The 19,389-nt window shown below is 53.8% G+C and carries 18 protein-coding genes; 11 read left to right on the top strand and 7 right to left on the bottom strand.

Features of this window, described 5'->3' with window-relative positions:
* Positions 1-8 precede the first annotated feature (8 nt).
* The 4 genes from CHH67_RS10450 to CHH67_RS10465 all read right to left on the bottom strand — a co-directional run bounded on the left by CHH67_RS10450 (position 9) and on the right by CHH67_RS10465 (position 5,562).
* Positions 9-1,493: a protein adenylyltransferase SelO gene (locus CHH67_RS10450; RefSeq protein ID WP_095265123.1), complete on the bottom strand. Its 1,485-nt coding sequence runs from the start codon at positions 1,491-1,493 to the stop codon at positions 9-11.
* 329 nt (positions 1,494-1,822) lie between these two features.
* Positions 1,823-2,977 carry a glycerate kinase gene (locus tag CHH67_RS10455; protein ID WP_095265124.1) on the bottom strand — a complete coding sequence of 385 codons (1,155 nt, stop codon included), beginning with the start codon at positions 2,975-2,977 and terminating at the stop codon, positions 1,823-1,825.
* A gap of 57 nt (positions 2,978-3,034) precedes the next feature.
* Positions 3,035-4,303, bottom strand: a complete 1,269-nt coding sequence (locus tag CHH67_RS10460) for a GntP family permease (RefSeq protein WP_095265125.1) — start codon at positions 4,301-4,303, stop codon at positions 3,035-3,037.
* 134 nt (positions 4,304-4,437) lie between these two features.
* Positions 4,438-5,562 (bottom strand): CdaR family transcriptional regulator, encoded by a 1,125-nt coding sequence (locus CHH67_RS10465; protein WP_095265126.1) that lies wholly within the window; start codon positions 5,560-5,562, stop codon positions 4,438-4,440.
* A gap of 186 nt (positions 5,563-5,748) precedes the next feature.
* Here CHH67_RS10465 and CHH67_RS10470 point away from each other — a divergent pair, with 186 nt between their 5' ends.
* The 3 genes from CHH67_RS10470 to CHH67_RS10480 are packed head-to-tail and all read left to right on the top strand — an operon-like array spanning position 5,749 to position 8,635.
* Complete coding sequence (locus CHH67_RS10470; RefSeq protein WP_095265173.1) at positions 5,749-6,885, top strand: DUF418 domain-containing protein; 1,137 nt, start codon at positions 5,749-5,751, stop codon at positions 6,883-6,885.
* Positions 6,886-6,911: 26 nt separating this feature from the next.
* Positions 6,912-8,033, top strand: coding sequence for a sensor histidine kinase (locus CHH67_RS10475; protein WP_095265127.1), 1,122 nt, complete (start codon positions 6,912-6,914; stop codon positions 8,031-8,033).
* Positions 8,030-8,635, top strand: a complete 606-nt coding sequence (locus tag CHH67_RS10480) for a response regulator transcription factor (RefSeq protein ID WP_095265128.1) — start codon at positions 8,030-8,032, stop codon at positions 8,633-8,635. Before CHH67_RS10475 ends, CHH67_RS10480 begins: the two co-directional genes overlap by 4 nt.
* Positions 8,636-8,750: 115 nt before the next feature.
* Here the strand turns inward: CHH67_RS10480 and CHH67_RS10485 are convergent, their stop codons facing one another.
* The 3 genes from CHH67_RS10485 to CHH67_RS10495 all read right to left on the bottom strand — a co-directional run bounded on the left by CHH67_RS10485 (position 8,751) and on the right by CHH67_RS10495 (position 11,272).
* Positions 8,751-9,242: a pyridoxamine 5'-phosphate oxidase family protein gene (locus tag CHH67_RS10485; protein ID WP_095265129.1), complete on the bottom strand. Its 492-nt coding sequence runs from the start codon at positions 9,240-9,242 to the stop codon at positions 8,751-8,753.
* Positions 9,243-9,392: 150 nt separating this feature from the next.
* Positions 9,393-10,289: an SMI1/KNR4 family protein gene (locus CHH67_RS10490; protein WP_095265130.1), complete on the bottom strand. Its 897-nt coding sequence runs from the start codon at positions 10,287-10,289 to the stop codon at positions 9,393-9,395.
* Between the two features lie 176 nt (positions 10,290-10,465).
* Positions 10,466-11,272, bottom strand: coding sequence for a sugar phosphate isomerase/epimerase family protein (locus CHH67_RS10495; protein WP_244908147.1), 807 nt, complete (start codon positions 11,270-11,272; stop codon positions 10,466-10,468).
* Positions 11,273-11,568: 296 nt separating this feature from the next.
* Here CHH67_RS10495 and infC point away from each other — a divergent pair, with 296 nt between their 5' ends.
* The 8 genes from infC (at position 11,569) to CHH67_RS10535 (ending at position 19,382) form a co-directional block, all read left to right on the top strand.
* Positions 11,569-12,090: a translation initiation factor IF-3 gene (gene infC / locus CHH67_RS10500; RefSeq protein WP_095265132.1), complete on the top strand. Its 522-nt coding sequence runs from the start codon at positions 11,569-11,571 to the stop codon at positions 12,088-12,090.
* Between the two features lie 350 nt (positions 12,091-12,440).
* A complete protein-coding gene (locus tag CHH67_RS10505; protein ID WP_095265133.1) occupies positions 12,441-13,994 on the top strand; it encodes an FIVAR domain-containing protein in 1,554 nt (517 codons plus the stop codon).
* Positions 13,960-15,453, top strand: coding sequence for an S-layer homology domain-containing protein (locus CHH67_RS10510; RefSeq protein ID WP_095265134.1), 1,494 nt, complete (start codon positions 13,960-13,962; stop codon positions 15,451-15,453). The genes CHH67_RS10505 and CHH67_RS10510 overlap by 35 nt, the downstream gene beginning before the upstream one ends.
* A gap of 203 nt (positions 15,454-15,656) precedes the next feature.
* Positions 15,657-16,322, top strand: coding sequence for a GntR family transcriptional regulator (locus CHH67_RS10515; protein ID WP_095265135.1), 666 nt, complete (start codon positions 15,657-15,659; stop codon positions 16,320-16,322).
* A gap of 7 nt (positions 16,323-16,329) precedes the next feature.
* Positions 16,330-17,316 carry a DMT family transporter gene (locus CHH67_RS10520; protein ID WP_095265136.1) on the top strand — a complete coding sequence of 329 codons (987 nt, stop codon included), beginning with the start codon at positions 16,330-16,332 and terminating at the stop codon, positions 17,314-17,316.
* 286 nt (positions 17,317-17,602) lie between these two features.
* On the top strand, positions 17,603-17,866 hold the full coding sequence (locus CHH67_RS10525; protein ID WP_095265137.1) for a spore gernimation protein GerQ: 264 nt from the start codon (positions 17,603-17,605) through the stop codon (positions 17,864-17,866).
* Positions 17,863-18,249 carry a spore coat protein gene (locus tag CHH67_RS10530; protein ID WP_095265138.1) on the top strand — a complete coding sequence of 129 codons (387 nt, stop codon included), beginning with the start codon at positions 17,863-17,865 and terminating at the stop codon, positions 18,247-18,249. Before CHH67_RS10525 ends, CHH67_RS10530 begins: the two co-directional genes overlap by 4 nt.
* On the top strand, positions 18,246-19,382 hold the full coding sequence (locus CHH67_RS10535) for a zinc-dependent alcohol dehydrogenase (protein ID WP_095265139.1): 1,137 nt from the start codon (positions 18,246-18,248) through the stop codon (positions 19,380-19,382). Before CHH67_RS10530 ends, CHH67_RS10535 begins: the two co-directional genes overlap by 4 nt.
* The last annotated feature ends 7 nt before the right edge of the window (positions 19,383-19,389 follow it).

A 19,389-nucleotide genomic window follows, 5' to 3' on the forward strand; every position in this document is an offset into this window, starting at 1 on the left:
CCGTATGCTTATTTGCCCGAGCAGGAGACGTATTGCCGCGTTCCGGATGGATCCGGAACGCGGCAATACGTCTCCTGCTCGGGCAAATAAGCATACGGCTGCGCCAGTGCGTTTAGGAGCTGCTGCATCACACGGTAATCGCCTTGCTCCACGGCTGCCGAAAGTGCCTCCTCGACCCGGTGATTCCTCGGGATGACGGACGGATTGTGCTGACGCATCCGCTGATAGGCCGACTCCGCAGACTCCTCCTGCCTGCTTAACCGGGACTGCCACTGGCTGTACCAGTCCTGGAATGCGTCAATGTCAGCCAGCCCAGTCTTCTCCGGCTCGGCCAGACTTAATGCCCGGAACGTATTGGTGTAGTCAGCACGCTGCTTGTACATCACTTGAAGCAGGCGCTTCACCAGCGCTTCGTCCTCCGGCTCTGCATGGAATAACCCCAGCTTCGCTCTCATGCCGTCCAGCCAGTGGCGATGGAAGCTGTCCACATAATGGCCCAGCGCCTCCTCTGCCATGGCAATCGCCTGCGCCTCGTCCTCGTGCAGCAGCGGCAGCAGCGCCTCGGCCAAGCGGGCCAGATTCCAGCCCCCGATCTCCGGCTGGTTGCCGTACGCATATCTCCCTTGGGTGTCGATTGAGCTGAACACCGTCGCCGGATCGTAGATGTCCATGAAGGCGCAGGGGCCGTAATCAATTGTCTCTCCGCTCAGCGTCATATTATCGGTATTCATAACGCCGTGAATAAACCCGACAAGCTGCCACTTGGCGATCAGGGATGCCTGCCGCTCGCTTACTTCCCGGATCAGCGATACGTAGCGGTTCTCTCCAGGGTCCCGATCCGCATAATGCCGCTGCCACGTATAATCCGCGAGCGCGCGCAAATCTTCCACCGTCCCCCAGCGGGCCGCATATTGAAACGTCCCGACGCGAATATGACTCTCCGCCACGCGGGTCAGAATCGCCCCAGGCAGCTCCGTCTCGCGGAAGACGGGCTCACCGGTCGTTACCACCGCCAGACTGCGCGTCGTCGGGATGCCAAGCGCGTGCATCGCTTCACTGATAATATATTCGCGCAGCATCGGGCCGAGCGCAGCCCGGCCATCCCCTTGGCGGGAGTACGGGGTTCTGCCGGACCCTTTCAGCTGAATATCCACACGCTCGCCCTGCGGAGTCAGCTGCTCGCCGAGCAGCACGGCACGACCGTCCCCCAGCTTGGTGAAATAACCGAACTGATGGCCCGCATACGCTTGCGCGAGCGGCTCCGCCCCCTCCGGTATCCGGTTGCCGGCGAACACTTCTACACCATCCTTCACTCTCAGCGCCGCAGCATCCAGTCCGAGCGATGCCGCCAGCGAGTCATTCAATACCACCAGCCTCGGCGATGCCACTGGCTCCGGTTCCTGCCTGCTGAACATCACCTCCGGCAGGCCGGCATAACTGTTATCCAGATTCCATCCTGCACGCTTGTCAGTTCCAACGTCCTTATCCGTCATCGAATCTTCCTTTCCCTAAGGCACGGACAGGCCATGCCTTCCATGTGCTTATGCTTATTCAACTATAACCCTGCTTCGGCCTCTGCCTAACCAGTGACCTTAGGCTTTTATCTACAATCCGAACTAAAAAGACGATCTCATCTGATCCTTCGTAGGCTTCCACATGACTATAGAGAATATAACATTTACTGGCACGAAAAACATGAAGAAATGACAAAGAACCCGCGGTTCCCCGCAGGCTCCTCATCATCCGTGTGTTCCCCTTATTACGCACTGCGGCGGCTTCAAGCGTGCTGATGGCGGCTGCAGTCCCTGACTGGACTGGGTCGTCACTGTATAGCCCGAGTGATACGCAAGCTCATCTTCATGGAGGCAGCAATGTTCCTGGCCGTCCGCTCCATATTCACAGCGGCGGATTCAAAAGCCTCGGGCAAAGTAACCACTCCGGGCACGATGCTGAACAGCGCGTCGATGCCGTGATCATGGACGACGGCGCTGTCGTCAGACAAGGAGCCGGCGATCCCGATAACTGGCACGTCATACTTCTTCGCGGCCTTGGCAACTCCGATCGGGGTCTTGCCATAGATCGTCTGACGATCGATGCGGCCTTCCCCGGTGATGACCAGATCCGCATCCCTCACGATGTCCTCAAAGCGTGAAGCATTCAGGACGATATCGATTCCCCGCCGCAGATCCGCATTCAGGAAAGCGATCAGTCCGGCGCCAAGGCCGCCTGCCGCCCCCGCGCCCTCCTTCTCCCGAAATGTCTTGCCAAGCGCTTGCTCTGCTACATCTGCAAAATGAGACAGGTTCCGATCCAGCAGCTGCACCATATCCGGAGTTGCGCCTTTCTGCGGGCCGAACACGGCCGATGCGCCTCGCGGTCCCGTTAACGGATTATCCACATCGCAGGCCACCTCGATCCGAACACCCGCCAGTCTGGCATCCAGTCCGGACATATCCACCTCATGCAGGTCGGAAAGCGCGCCGCCTCCGGGGCCAATCTCTCTTCCCGAGCGATCCAGCAGCCTGCCGCCCAAGGCCTGGACCATCCCCGCCCCGCCATCGTTCGTGGCGCTTCCGCCAATCCCGATGATCATATGCTCCACCCCCTCCTCCAGGGCGAACCGAATCAGTTCACCGGTTCCCCGGGTTGAGGTGAGTAGCGGGTTGCGACGCTCGGCAGGCACGAGGTGCAGGCCCGAAGCTGCGGCCATTTCGATGATCGCGGTCCGGCCATCGCCCGTGATGCCGAAGAAGGCCTGAACCGGCTCGCCGAGCGGGCCTGTAACCACCCGTTCCATGATCGTGCCGCCCGTGGCGTCAACAAGGGAACGAACGGTTCCCTCGCCTCCATCAGCCATCGGCATTTTATAATAATCGGCATCAGGAAACACCGATCGAAACCCCTTCTCAATCGCCTCCGCCGCCTCCAGCGCGGACAAGCTCTCCTTGAACGAATCCGGAGCAATGACTATCTTCATCGTTGACATCTCCCTTTTTTGTGGCATTCTCCTTCATGACCGAACCGCCGATGCGCACTAACCCCAGAGTTTAAAGACACCGAACAGGAGGGTTGAAACCACCGCCAGCGTCAGACCGACAGCCGACTCGTACGGCACCAGCTTCAGACGCTCCTTGATATTCATGTTCACACTTCCGGCTGTTGCATGGAAGAAGCTGCCGTGCGGCATATGGTCGAGCACCGTGGCTCCCGCATGAATCATCGCCGCCCCTGCCAGTGCAGATATGCCGAGTCCAAGAATGGTGCTGCTGAACACGCCGCTGGCCACCGCCGTTCCGGCTGTTGTCGAGGCCGTCGCCGCCGACATGAAGATACCGGAGATCGGTGCCAGCAGATATGCCGGCAGACCGGATGCGCTCAGCGCGTCAATAATGACATCTCTTAGGGATGAGTTGGCGATAATGCCGGCCAGCGTCCCTGTACCGAGCAGCATGATGGCGACGCCCGACATTTTGCCAAGACCGGAAATTGCGTACTCGTTGATCTTCCTTGCCTTCCCCATCGCGATGGCGCCAATCAGTCCGCCAACGGGCAGCGCGATCATCGGGTCAATGTTGATGTTGAACAGCGGCCGCAGTGCCAGCAGGACTATCGTCACCAGCGGTGCGATCAGGGCCGTCAGGAAAGTCGGCATTCTGCTGTCTCCGGAGGCTTCAATATCCCGGTCCGAAACAGCAGAGCCCTTGTTCGCCATTCGCTTGGCCAGCATGTACGTCACCGCAATGCCGAACACTGCCGGGATGATCCCTGCAGCCATGATCGATGTCAGCGGGATGCCGAATGCATCCGAAGCTGCGATGGCGTTCGGATTCGGCGACATGATGTTGCCGGCTTTACCGCCGCCAATCATCGCCAGCAATATGGCGGTTTTGGACAATTGTGCGCGGCTCGCAATAGCCAGCGCAATCGGCGATACGGTAATGACCGCAACGTCGACGAACACCCCGACCGTGGTCAGAATCATCGTCGCGACCGCCAGCGCGAGCAGCGCACGCGATTCCCCCAGCTTCTTGACGATGGTCTCGGCGATGGACGATGCGGCTCCTGACTCGATCAGCACGCCTGCAAGTATGCCCGCCGCCATAATCCTCAACACCGCCGGAATAATGCCCTTGGCCCCTTCCACCATCAGATTGACCGTACTGGCAATATCGACACCGCCAATCAGCCCGCCGATTAAGGCACCGGCGATCATGCCGTAGGCTGGCGGCACTTTTCTCAGAATCAATACAATCGCTATGATTAAGGCACATATAGCTCCCAAAGCGCTTACGGTTACTTCCACGGCGAATTCCTCCCCGATGTTGACGTTATAGTGAAGCTTCACCTTTATTGTAAGCGTTTACCGAATGCGATTACATTGGCGGACAGGATGAAAAATGATGCGTAAAACCCGGCATCTATTGTGCATATGCACAATTAACGAAGGTGATGCCACAGCCGCGCGATGTACAGCTCCATCAATCCCTTCAAGTTCCGGGGGTCTCTGCCGGTCAGTTCTGTAATTTTGTCGAGCCGGTAGCGCAGTGTGTTTCGGTGAATGAACAATCGCTCCGCGATGCTGTGCAGCTCCCCGCCCTCCTCGATGAACACCTCCAGCGTATGCGCAAGCTCGCCCTTCTTCTCATGACCCAGCAGTTGCTCGTAGAAGGCAAAAGCCTGCTGATCCTCCTCTTCCCAAGCGAGTTGGGATAGCATAATCTCCAGCCGGTAGTCCTCGTACCGGTATACCCTCGCTCCGGCCCGGAGCCTGCCTCCAACCTGGATCGCGCTTCTTGCTTGGTTAAAGGAAGCTTGCAGTCCCTTCGGTCGTTCAGCCAGACTGCCGCATCCGATCAGAACGCTGCCGCCCGCCACCTGCAGGAGCCGTTTCAGAAACAGTGTCAGCTCCGTATTTTGCGCTTGGGGCGCCTCAGGCACCGATTTAAGAATGACGATTTCATGATTGAAGGTGACACCGATCAGATCCGACCTGCCAACTTCATACTGAACGGCCCGAACCCGCTTCTGCACTGCTGCTTCCGTACTATCAGGCCCATCGAGCACAATGACCATCCGCGGCTGCCTGAGCGCAATCCCTACCGCTCTCGCCCGCTCAATGACACTCTCTTCATCCACGTTCTCTTCCGAGATCAGCTGGTTGACAATGTCATTCTGAATCCGCTGTTTCCACTGAACATTCTCAAGCAGGAACGACTGCTCCAGTACAAGCTCGGCTGCCATTCTGACCAGCTCAGCATAGTTGCGAATGTCCTCGGGCTCTCCTGTAATTCCTACAACGCCGACAGTCTGGCCGTTAAAACTGATAGGCAGATTGATGCCCGGTCTTGAAGATTTCAGCTCCGCCGCCCTTAACTGGTCGATCTCGACACGCTCTCCTGTCCTGAGCACCAGCAGCGCGCCATCGTGAAGCTGACCGATTCGCTCCGGATCCCCCGAACCGATGATGACGCCGCTCTCATTCATGACATTAATATTGCGGTTTAGAATGCTCATCGTGCGCTCCACGATTTCCTGTGCCAGCTCCCGGGTTAGAAATTGCATGACTCGTATAACCTGCCCTTCTCCTTACCGTGTTGTATCCACTGTATCATAGTGAGAATGCACAATGAAATGTGGATGGATGACACCTGTCATATCAATCTCTTTACAGCTGTGAATGTTCCACTGCTTCCTGTCTCGCTACACTAGAATGGCATCCTATCCTAATGTATAGAAAGAGTGAGAATGATGGAAACACAACCTCAACGGATTCGCCTCCTGGACATTCTTCGAGGATTCGCAATTCTCGGCACGCTGGGAACCAACATATGGATATTCGCCCATCTCGGGGACTTGTCTTTCATTACAACCTTCAATCAGAGCGGGTGGTGGGAAAGCAACGATCTTCTCCGCATGATCGTGCTGTTTCTGGTGAACGGCAAGCTGCTTGGGCTGCTGACCATCATGTTCGGCGTCGGGATGGAATTGAAGTACCGTCAGGCTATGCGGCGGGGCAAGCCCTGGCCTGGCGTGTACATCTGGGTAGTCCTGTTTCTGTTCATGGAAGGCCTGCTGCATTTCATCTTCGTGATGGAGTACGATATTCTGATGAGTTATGCCGTTACGGCGCTCATATCGGCCTTCATCGTGAAAGGCGGCGAACGCTGGATCAAGCGGACGATGGCCCTGATCGGGAGCCTCCATGCCGCCTTCATGCTGGCGGTTCTTGCGCTCCTCCTCGCTGCAGGTGGCAACATATCGTTTGGCAGCGATTCCGGAGTGGTCGCCCTCTATCAGAGCGGAACTTGGCTGGAACAGGTACAATACCGCCTATCCCATTTCCTGGTGCTGCGACTGGAAGCTATTTTCACGATTCCGATGAATATATTTCTATTTCTGCTGGGTGTTCGGCTCATGCGCGCAGGTGCGTTCGCACCGGACGAGAAGGGAAAGAAGATTCGCGCCAGACTGCTCGCCATCGGGCTCTATCTGGGCCTTCCGTTAAACCTTCTTATATTTGTTCCCGGCGGCGCCTTCGACCTGACCGTGCGCTATCTCTTCGCTCCGCTGCTGTCGCTCGGCTATATAGCCCTCATCGGAAAAATGATACAATATACTAAATGGAACGGACTGTGGCACTTGCTTGAGAACGCCGGCAAAATGTCGCTCAGCTGTTATGTCATGCAGAATATCATCGCTTCCTGCATCTTCTATGGCTGGGGGCTCGGACTGGGAGGAAGGCTCGACTCATGGGCCATCCTATTCATATGGCTTGCCCTATCCGCCCTACAGTTAACGTTCGCTTCGCTGTGGCTGCGCTATTGTAAGCTCGGTCCGATGGAGGCTGTACGGAGGCGTCTACTCAGCGGGATCACTTCAAGATAAACGGATGGGAGAAGCGGAGGGGTTGGATGATCAGTAAAATATACCCGCGGGATCAGATCAAGCAATATCTGCTCATTGATGTCATCGCACTCGTGTTTTTGTTATATATGGTGCTGACCGCCCCTTCGGCGCTTGGCCTGTGGGCGAAGCTGGGGCTGCTGACAGCCTACCTCATCGCCTTCTATGTCGCGCTGTGGCGGCGGGATTTCTATCTGCTGGTGGCCGTGCTTGCCGGCGTTGCAATACTGACACTGCTCGGTGTGCATCTTAGTGCAAGCATGCTGGTGTTTGGATTTGTGTTCGCAGACCTGCTGGGAAGAGCGAGGTCGAAGTGGCATATTACGATCGGAATTGCAGCCATTGGTCTCATGACATTTATCGTCTCGCGGCTCGAGGCGGATGATCCTTTTGTACAGAGCATTACCTTTCTACCTGTCATGATTGTGCAGATGATCCTGCCTGTCGTCATCCATATCATAGAGCGTACCAAAAGCCTCCAGGGCAAGCTGGATGCAGCCAACCAGCAGCTGGAGCATTATATCCAGCAGGAGGAGCGGCAGCGAATTGCAAGAGATCTGCATGATACGCTGGGACAGACCCTGGCCATGATCAAGCTGAAGAGCGAGCTGGCTGCCCGCTGGATCGATCGGGACTCCTCCAAAGCCAAGGCGGAGCTGATGGACATTCTGACCTCATCAAGAACCGCACTGAAGCAGGTGAGAGAGCTCGTGTCCGACATGAAGTTCATCTCCCTGACTCAGGAAATCGAGCGCTCCCGGGAGCTGCTGAGAACCGCAGGCATCCAGCTGGAGGCTGCGGGGCACAGCACGCTGCCGCTGCTCTCCAGCGTCGAGGAGACGATGCTTGCGCTCTGCGTCCGTGAGGCGACAACGAACATTATCAAGCATAGCCAGGCCAAGCATTGCTTCATCCGAATTGATACCGCCGGCGATCATGTTCATGTCACGATTGCTGATGACGGTGTAGGGCTTGGCGGAAGAAATAGCGGAAATGGAATTTCGTCCATGATGGAGCGAATGAAGTCGCTTCAGGGAAGCCTGACCGTGGACGATGCTGAGGGCGGGGGGACCGTGGTGTCGTTGCTGCTTCCGTTCCGCCAGCAAGAGAAGGAGGAGAAGCCATCATGATTCGAGTGGTGATTGCCGAGGATCAGCAACTGCTCCGAGGAGCGCTCACCTCGCTGCTTCGATTTGAAGAAGATATCGAGGTTGCTGCCGAGGTGCCGGACGGAAATGAGGCCTGGGAAGCGATCCAGCGCCATCAGCCTGATGTATGCGTGCTCGACATTGAGATGCCAGGCATCAGCGGACTGGAGCTGGCAGAGCGTATCCGGGCAGCCGATTTGCCCTGCAAGGTCATGATTGTAACCACATTCGCCCGCCCCGGCTACCTGCAAAAAGCGATGGACGCCCGGGTCGAAGGCTATCTGCTCAAGGATGAGCCGATTGATTACCTGATTGAAGCCATCCGCCGGGTAGTCGCCGGCGAGCGCGTGATCAGCACGGATCTCGCAGCTGCGCTCTTCATGAGAGAAGAGAATCCGCTGAGCCACCGGGAGGTGGAAATGCTCCGCCTGACCAAGAAAGGCATGACCACCAGCGAAATTAGCAAAGCCCTGTATCTTACCAAGGGCACCGTCAGAAACTATCTATCCTCAGCCATTCAGAAGCTGGAAGCCGACTCGCGACAGCAGGCGGTTCAGATTGCGGAGGAGAAGGGCTGGATTTAACAGAAATCGAGGAGCAGCTGGTTCTTATGATATTAGAAAGTAGAAGAGCCGCCCTCGCGGGCGGCCCTGTGATACACCGCGATCGCGGCAAGAAGGAAAAAATGTGATCCTCCGGCTACTTCAGATTGACCGTGTGGTTGAGCTCGGTCTCAGAGCGGGCGCCTGTAAGCTGGGAGAACATCCGCTTCATCATTTTGGTCCAGTTGCCTGTCTCCCAATATTCAGCCGCTTCCGCCTTCACCTTGATCAGAACAAGCTGCGGATCATCGCTTGTCGTTTGCAGCAGCTTGGCATATCCCGGGTTCCACAGTTCCTTGATTTTCGCCCGATCCTCAATCCGTTCGCCTTGTCCGCGAATCGAAACATAGGATTTCCCGACATAAGCCACGTTGACATGCGGATTGTCTTGAAGCTGATGGTACTTGTCCGTATCTTCCTTGGTCAGAAACCAAAGATCACCGTCAAACTCCACCTCCTGCGTCTTCATAGGGCGCGAAACGAGCCCGTCCTCAGAAACGGTTGTCAGCATAGCTATATCAATCCCTTTGATCAGCTCCCGGACCGTCTCCACTGCCTCCTGATGTGCCGTTGTTTGACCATTCGCCATTGTTCTCACTCCAGTTCTTCGTGGTTGATTGTTTCAACGTTAGGTTAAGCAAGCCGGACCCAAAATAAACAGACAACGCAAAAAGACCAAAACCTCCGTCTCCGGCTGTCTTGGTCTTGACTTAAGACTTTCCGTGCTTTCGCACTCTGCTCAGTTCTCGGACTGCAGGCCGTTCACAAACGCCTCAAAGCTTGGCGCCAGCGGGGTAATGCGGTAACCGTCTGCCTTGTCCACATGGACAACCTCGGGAACCCCGTCGTTACCGGATTCACGATAATCGAGCATGACCACCTCGCTGTCCGACGGACATGTTGCAATGACAACACCGATCTCAGGGTAGCCGCCCTGCTCAATGATATGCCGGCTGCCAGCGGATCCGCAAAGGGAAAGCTTCTTCTCCCGTCCGATGCCGAGAATGCCTGAAATTGTAATCGACTCCTTCTCCTCCGAGCCTGTCCCCCCGAGCAGGAAGAGGCGCTTGCGGGGAATCCCTCCGTTATGCTGCTTCATCATATGTACATAATGCGGCGGCAGCTTGAATACGAGCTCTTCTTCCACCGAGGCGATCAGCCCATCTGTCGGAGAAGCCATCGTATATTGTTCAGCTGCAGGGTGACTGTCATCCCAAAAATCTGCTGCGTTGACATTCCTGGCAGCAGTTGATCGAGCGGCCCGAGCAGCGGCTGCTTTCGCCTTCTCTTCCTTCTTCTTGATCAAGTCCAGGAACTCCAGCGTGTCCTCATCGTCAGGCTCCAGACGATCTGCATGCTCAAAGGCACGACGGGCATCCTCGTAGCGCTTCAAGTAGTAATAGGCCAGACCGATGCGGTAATGCCACAACGCGTCCTCCTGTCCTTCCTCCTCGATCAAGAGAAACTGCTCCACCGCTTCCTCGTAACGCTCCAGATTGTTAAGCGCCCGCCCCAAATGGCTGATCAGCTCGTAATCCCTTTCCTCCTCAGGTATTTCCGTGATGGCATCTACAATTTCTTCGAATTCATCTTCCTCATGCCATGTTTCCAGCTGTTCGATTAAATCCTCTCGCATCATTTCTGCCTCCTACCTTATCATCCCTTATGCAAATTATATCATTCTTGACAGCCGCCTCTCCACTTTGCCGGTGACGCTTTCACGTCAATTCTGGCTGCATTGGGGGCGACCTCTGAACAGCGTCCGCTATAGCAACAATGGACCGCTCGCTGGCTGCCTCCTGGCAGCTCCCTTCAGCGGCTGCTTCTCGCTGCTGTCCTGCCTTCGATTACGAATTGTGCCGCAGCTGCACACTGCTCCTCACGAACACCCTCCAACGTGACAAATCCATGCGGCTTATGCTGCTCCAGCAGCTCCCAAAACAGCGGATAATGCAGTTCTCCAAGCCCTGCCGCTGTCTCCTTAAGTTCTCCATCCGAACGGAGGATCAGGTCCTTGGCATGGGCGCTAACGATGCGAGATCCGAACTGCTCAAAGGCAGATTGGATAACCTCGTCCTGGCGTTCATAATTGGAAGCGTTTAATAAATTGCACGGATCGATAACGACTCCTACACATGAGGAGGGGAAGCGTTCGAGCGTTGCGGCCATCGTATCCGGCGAGTCTATCAGATGCCCTTGCGCAGCCTCCAGTCCAATCGTTACGCCCCACCGTTCAGCCTCTTCCACCAGCTCCTCCAGCGCATGATGCAGCCGCTCCCAATATTGCGGCAAGCGAGCAGAATCCTCGGGTTTACCCACCTCCGTAGCTACGATCGGAGCTCCAAAATGCCGCGCACAGCGGAGATGCTCCTTAAACCGGTCGATATTATGCCGATAGACGTCATCATCCAGATCAACCAGGCTTGCGTAACAGCCCAGCACCGCTATACGAACCTGATGCTCCGCAAAAGCACCGCCAATCTCACTCGCCAAGCCCGGGCTGAGCTTTCCAAGTGAGCAGTCCACATCCGTAATCGCTTTGGACAGCGCAAGCTGAACATACGGAAACCCATATTCAGCGACCTTCCGTGCCAGCTCCTTATACGGCTGCTTCCCCAACAGATGCGCTAAAATTCCGACGGACATCATCCTCTCCTCCTACCTATGGCTATATTTCCCCCGGTACGCCTTAGCAGCTTGATCAGCATCATGCATGATGACACGTCCAGGTCCCTGCATTTAAGATAACATGATTTCCTTCTTCTGGAAACGGATAGAGGTTCGGATGACTAAGCAGGTATAATCTAGCATCAACATTGGTTCAGTTCCCCCCCGGGAGTATCCCGCTTTTATTTGAAATGTTAAAGCTCTTGCATATATGATAGCTGTAACTATATTTCTGGGAGGCATCCTACGTGGCAGTACTTATTAATGAACAAATCAGAGCTTCCGAAGTTGATCTAACCGGCTTAAGCGGTGAGCATCTCGGGGTGGTATCCAGAGAGGAAGCACTCGCGATGGCACGGTCACAAGGACTGGATCTCGTCTGCACCTCGCTCATGAGCAGTCCTCCGCCATGCACTTTGGTTCCCAAAGGTCGAGGAAAGGCCCTGGCACAGAAGAAAGCAGCGCCAACCAAGCCGGACGCCAGCCGTAATAGCGGGAAGAGCAAGAGCGCCAAGGAAAAGGTGAAGGAGTTCCGCTTCACTGCACATATCGAGGAGCATGACTACGACACCAAGCTTCGCCAGGCAGACAAACACCTCCGCTCAGGCAAGCCTGTTCAGCTCGTCGTCAAAGCGACCGGAGCCAAAGAAGCTGCCGCCGCCAAGGCGGTTTTGGAGCGGCTGCTGATGGACCTGAAGGATGTCGGAGTGAAAGAGAGCGGCATTCAGACGAGCGGCAAAGGCTCGCAGGTGAGAGTGAATCCGAAATGAATAGAAAAGGTGAATCCTGACACACCAACCTTCACGGTTGGTGTTATTTTTATGCAACTGGCTTGAAAACAAGGCCCATTTAATCGTTAATTCAATTTGATAACAAGGTTGTAGAGTTTTTGTAGAGTTTTTGTAGAGTTCCCCTTGATAAATTTAACAATGACGAATTTTGATATTTTTTAGCGAAATCATGTGAAATCTTGGGTAGTTTTTTCATTACATTTAATAAGGAAGGTGAATAATCAAGCAACTACGTGTATGAAGAAAATGGATCATAAGACAACGATATCGAAATCGTAAAACGACGTACGATAGTAACACTAGAGACATCTTAGAAAGGAATGATCTGAATGCACGCCCACCATATTAATTTGCGTAAAATCGGGATTATGTTTCTGATTTTTACGCTAGTCTTTACGGGCATTAGCGTAAGTTTAGGAGCTCCGGTAAGCTATGCCGCTTCTTCGGCAGTTTACGTATCCAGTAGCAAGGGCGATGACATCAATGGTGATGGATCTGAAGCGACGCCATACGCTACCTTAAAGACGGCCTATACAGAGGTTAGTGACGGGGGAACGATATATCTCCTGGACGACATCACACAAACTACTAAAAACTCAGAGGCACTTAAGCTTAATTTAGACAAGCGCGTTACGATAACAACGGCTCCTGGAGTAAATACTGTTATGATTAAGCGTGGTGAGCCAAGCGGTAATAACGCTCTAGACACGCAATTTGATTTAACTTCAGGAGAGCTAACATTAAAAAATATTATCATTGATAGCAATTTCAATAATCAGAGGATCAGTGGAAGAATAGTTAATGTCTTTGGAGGTTCACGACTGATTATCGAAGAAGGGGCTGTTTTACGTGGAAGTAACTCAGGATTTTCTGGAAGCGTAATTCATGTCGACAACACAGGATCGGTCGTAGAAATGAAAGGTGGAGAAATTAGAGAAAATATTTCTACCGGCGCGGCGGTCTTGGTGGATAGTGGATCACAATTTATTATGACCGGGGGCCTAATCACGGACAATATTGGTGGAGGAATTTCATTCCGCAGTAATCCTAGTGGTATGCTCGTAATGTCGGGTGAGGCACGGATCACGGGGAATACCAATAGTACGGGCAAAGCGTTAAACGTTAATATGGCAAACTATAAAAGTCTTATTTTAGATGGTCCGTTTACTGGAGAGGCAGGTATTACCACACAGAGTATGACAGCAGGGACCCAGTTTGGACAAGCAACAGATGCCGGCTTGGGCAGTATTGAAAATCTGTTTGCCGACTCTGGTGCTCTTCTTGCAAGTTATGATGCAAACAATACTCTGGTATGGCGATCATTCAAGAATGAAATAAGCCAACCGAGTACCGATGGTGAGATTACGGGGACAACGCTGACGGCGAACGGGAACTGGGAACTCCCATTAGATGATACTCTCAATCCAGGTGCATATACGATCACAGTTTCAGCAAGTAATAAGAAAACTCAGTCGGAACCTGTAAATAGACAATTTGTAGTAGTAGATAAAACGGCGCTAGAAAACAAAGTGACCGAAATTAGCAACGAAAACCTGGTTCAGGCAGAATACACACCAGCCACCTGGCAGGCTTTGCAGGATGCGCTGGACGAAGCTAACCGGGTACTGAACGACGGAAATGCTACACAAGAGCAAGTTAATAACGCACTTCAGGCAGTACGCGATGCAAGAAATGCACTGGCACGAAAGCTCATCATACCATCTACGGGCGCCCTTCATCCGAATGTGTCTGCAGATGTTTATGAATACTCGATGAACGTGGACTACAGCACAACCGAGCTTCGATTCACGGTAAATCCGGTAACCCCAGATGCAACGATTACATTGAATGGGCATCGTAGTAAACAGTGGACAAGCCAGTGAGGCTATTGCTCTGAATGTAGGAAGTAATGAAATCACGATGGTTATTACAGAGAAAGACGGAACAACCTCCACATACACCATTAACGTAACGAGAGCAGCTGCTCCGAACGGTGGAGGTAACAATGGCGGTGGAAACGGCGGCAATAGCGGCAATAATGGAGGCAGCGGAAATATCACTACACCTCCTCCTAGCCCAGCACCGTCTAATGTTGAAAGAATTACGGTCAATGTCGAAGCTAGCGGAAAAGGCGTCGTGGCTCAGACCGTTATCGAACGGACAAGCAATGCCGATGGCACCAAGAGTGATAAAGTAACATTTGAATCGTCCAAGGCGACTGAAGCCGTCCAGAAAACACTGGCAGCAGGCTCAACCGCAGTTCGCATTGTCATTCCTGATGAGAATGACGAAGTGAAGGATGTACGGGTAGAGCTTCCTGTGGCGGCACTTAAAACCGTGCACGAGTCAGGACTCGATCTCGAAATCTTCACCGATAACGGGATGATCACCATTCCAAATGCATCGCTTCGTGATTTGAATCAAAATCTGTACTTCCATCTCGTGCCTATCAAGCAAGTTGATGAGCGCAAGCAAGTGGAAGAACGGGCCAAGAAGGAACAGCTCGTTCGAGAAGTATTGAATGATGGCAATATCTATGTCGTCGATCGTCCATTCACGATCGAAACGAACATGCCTAGCCGTCCTGTACAGATCACCTTGCCAATGAACAGCAGCCATATTCCGGCAGATGCCTCTAAACGGGCGTTGTTCCTGTCGAATCTGGCCATCTTCATCGAGCATAGTGATGGAGAGCGCAAGCTGGTTACACCTGAACTTGGCGAATATGCAGAAGGCGTTCTAGGTCTAACGTTTGAAATCGGGAAGTTCAGCACATTCACGATCCTGAATCTGGACCAGGGTGCAGAAGGCACACACAGCGCCTATATGGTCGGCTTCCCGGACGGAACCTTTAAACCGGCTCAAGCCTTGACCCGTGCCCAAATCGCTACCATTCTGTCTCGGGTGCTGGATCTGCCTGCAGCAGGTACAGCTGTCGCTTACCCTGACGTAACCGAAACACATTGGGCAAGCGAGGCCATTCGTTTCGCGACCGTCACTGGCCTAATGCAGGGAATGCCAGATGGCAGCTTCCAACCGGAAAAAGCGATCTCCCGTGCAGAAATGGCCACCATCATTGCCCGTCTGCAGAATCTGACGGGAGAAGCGAATCACAGCTTCAGTGATGTGCGCGGCCACTGGGCTGAAGGCAGCATCGCGAATGTATATGTAGCTGGGTACATGGAAGGAATGCCGGATGGCAGCTTCCAGCCTAACAAAACATTAACGCGTGCTGAAGCGGTGGTTGTATTCAACCGTCTTCTTCCAAAGAGGCCCACTGTACGAAGTCACAGCCTCTTGGACCGATGTAGCTACGACCCACTGGGCATTCCATCATATTGAAGAAGCGTCCCGGGATCACAGCTATATCACTCGGAATGACGGCGGTGAGACCATCGTCGAGTAAGTCATAGTCTCCATAAGAACAACATCTAATCCATAGCCCCCAACCACTCTCTGGTTGGGGGCTATTTATGTTCCCAAAATAACACGACATCCAACTTCTCCGCATTGCAACCAAAGGCGATATCCGATATATTGGTTTTATGAATACGAATCATATTAAACCCATTAAACGACTGTCCCTGCGCGATGAGGTTTATCATGCATTAAAAAAGTCGATTATCACACTGGAATTGCAGCCAGGCCAGCGGCTGAGCGACAAGGAGTTAGCCGACCAGTTCGGCATTAGCCGCACCCCGGTCAGAGAGGCATTGAAAAGGCTTGAAGACGAAGGACTTATAGGATCACTCCCCGGTTCTTCAACGTTTGTGGCACCCATCCAATTCGAGGAGGCGAAGCATGCATTTACGGTGGTTGCCGCGCTGCACGCATTAGCAGCAAGGCTCGCATGTCCTATTATGCAGGAGGAGGACATCGCCGCTCTGGAAGCGATCAATGAAGAACTGCGGCTGGCCATTGAGCAGGGCGATGTTATTCAGGCCATAGAGGCGGATACCCGGTTTCATCACGTTTTCCTTGATGCGGCTGCCAATCCGGAGATCCTGCTGGCCATGGAGCGCTGTGTTCCGAAGATTCACCGTCTGGAGGTCGCGCAATTCAATCATGTTAAAGGGATCGGATCGGTAGCGCAGCATCGGCGCATCCTGTCGGCACTCCGCAACAAGGAGTATGAGAAAACGGTCCGGCTTGTCGAAGAAAACTGGTTAAGTCTTGGCGAATTGCTGACACAACCAACGGAGCCGAGGTGAGTCTTTATTGAGACCTGTGTTGATCGGAATGGGCGCGGCTTTCTTTTTTGCCTTTACCTTTGTGCTTAACTCATCGATGCAGCTGTCCGGAGGCAGCTGGATCTGGAGCGCCTCGCTGCGGTATCTCTTTATGCTTCCTTTTCTCTTAATCATCGTGCTTGCAGGACGCAAGCTGCGCCCGCTCTGGCACGAGATTCGAAGAAAGCCCGGCGCATGGCTGCTATGGAGCTGTATCGGGTTCGGCTTGTTTTACGCCCCGCTATGCTTTGCCGCCGCGTATTCGCCTGGCTGGCTGATTGCAGGCACCTGGCAAATCACCATCATATCGGGCGCGCTTCTGACCCCTTTATTTTTCGAAACGAGGCATACACCGCAAGGGCCTGTCCAGGCCCGGGCAGCACTTCCGATCAAGGGGCTGGGCATGTCGCTCATCATCCTGCTGGGCATTGTGCTGATGCAGCTGGATCATGCCGGAAGCCTTTCTACCCGTGACCTGCTGTTCGGATTTGTGCCCGTGCTGATCGCCTCCTTCGCCTACCCGCTCGGAAACCGCAAAATGATGGAGCTGTGCGAAGGACGGCTCGATACCACCCAGCGTGTGTTAGGTATGACCATCGCCAGTTTGCCTTTCTGGCTGCTGCTCTCCGTTTACGGCGCTATGACCGTCGGGATGCCTAGCACCGGGCAGACCTTTCAGGCGCTGCTGGTTGCGCTTCTCTCCGGTGTAATCGCTACGGTACTCTTCTTCAAGGCGACTGACATGGTGCGGGGAAATATGCAGCAGCTGGCTGCCGTAGAGGCAACCCAGTCGATGGAGGTGCTGTTCGCCCTGGCCGGCGAGCTCTGGATTCTGTCCATGCCGATCCCTTCTCCCTTAGCATGGTGCGGTGTAATCATCGTCATGATCGGAATGGCACTGCACAGCTTGATGTCCAATAGACAAGAAACCCGCTATATTCACCTGCCCCACAACCAACGAGTTGAAAAAGGTTGATCCCCCGAGCATTACCGAGGGGCGGCTGCGAGCCAATCACAGCTCTTGGCCGTCCTTCCTTCCCCACAACCGTCCCCATATCTATACCGTTCTTTCTCCGACTTCTCCGTCCTAACTGCCTCTTAGAACCTTACCGCCACCCGCCATCATTTGAAAAGCCGCTTATTCCCCGCTTTTGCCTGCCCACAAGTAACGCCATGTCAGACGCTGAACAAGCCCAAAGCATAACTCTCAGGCGTAAGGGAAAGCTATCGCTGAAAAAAAGATGGAGGTGCTCCCGATCGCTATGAAACCACGTACACTCGCCCCTCATGAGTCGATGGACCTTCACGAGGTGCTCAACTTTAAGACATTGTGCCTGGCCAAATCCAAGTTGATGCAAGGCCTTGTGTTTGACCAGGAGCTCAAGGCGCTGATGCAAAAAGATGTAGAACAATCCATACAGGCGATTCAAGAGCTGCAGTCGGTCTACGAAAGCGTTCCTTTTCAGGCCCCAGTACCCGAAAGTCGGCCGGAACCCATCCTGAATGATGGAGGACCACTTCAATGAATAACGATTACTTGGATCCGATTAACGCGCTTAACATGCCGGAGATGGCCGATATGACACTCGCGGTCGATTTCTTGATGCGTGCGAAGGAAGGCGTCCGCAACACGGCTATCGCGCTGACCGAGACCGTATCGCCAGAAGCCCGTTCCCTGCTCCGCCGTCAGTTAAGCCAAGGAATTGCACTGCACCAGGAAATTACCGATCTGATGATGCGCAAGAAATGGTTCCATCCTTATGAGCTGACCGAACAGTACCAGCTTGATCAGCTTGCTGCCAAAAACACCATCATGATTGGACAGATGAACCTCTTCCCTGACGATACCAGCCGCAAGGGGATGTTCGATCGCACGCCCGATGAGCATGTAGGAGGACACCAAGCATGAAAGCCGTAACTTACCAAGGCATTAAAAATGTAACTGTCAAAGACGTCCCTGATCCCAAAATCGAAAAACCTGACGATATCGTGATTAAAGTATCGAGTACGGGCATATGCGGCTCAGACCTGCACCTGATTCACGGGATGATCCCCAATCTCCAGGAGAACTATATTATCGGCCATGAACCGATGGGGATTGTGGAAGAAGTCGGCCCCGAGGTTACGAATCTGAAGAAAGGCGACCGTGTCATCATTCCCTTCACCATCGCGTGCGGGGAATGCTTCTTCTGCAAAAATCAGCTGGAAAGCCAATGCGACAATTCCAATGATAACGGCCAGATCGGCGCCTATTTCGGTTATTCCGGCAATGCTGGCGGGTATCCCGGCGGACAGGCTGAGTACTTGCGCGTTCCGTTCGCGAATTTCACCCATTTCAAAATCCCGGAAAGCTGCGAGGAACCCGATGAGAACCTGTGCCTGATCAGTGATGTCCTGCCCACCGCATTCTGGAGTGTGGACAACGCAGGCGTCAAAAAGGGAGATGTTGTGATCGTCCTCGGATGCGGCCCTGTAGGGCTGATCGCCCAGAAATTCGCATGGCTGAAAGGCGCTTCGCGCGTCATTGCTGTTGATTACGTCAACTACCGTCTGGAGCACGCCAAGCGCACCAACAACGTAGAAATTGTCAATTTCGAGCAGGAAGAGAACGTTGGCGCCTATCTCAAGGAGATCACCAAAGGCGGTGCGGATGTGGTCATCGACGCCGTCGGGATGGACGGCAAGATGAGCGATATGGAGTTTCTGGCCAGCGGGCTGAAGCTTCAGGGCGGGACGATGAGTGCGCTCGTGATCGCCACCCAGGCGGTACGCAAAGGAGGCACGATTCAGATAACCGGGGTGTATGGCGGACGCTATAACGGATTCCCGCTCGGTGACATCATGCTGCGCAACATCAATATCCGCTCCGGCCAGGCACCGGTCATTCACTACATGCCGCATATGTATGATCTGATCACCTCCGGCAAAATCAATGCCAGCGACATTATTACCCACGTCATTCCGCTTAGCGAAGCGAAGCATGGGTATGACATCTTCGATACCAAGACAGACAATTGCATCAAAGTGGTGCTGAAGCCATGACCCATTA

This window comes from Paenibacillus campinasensis (assembly GCF_002272015.1).
Classification (GTDB): Bacteria; Bacillota; Bacilli; order Paenibacillales; family Paenibacillaceae; genus Paenibacillus_AQ; species Paenibacillus_AQ campinasensis.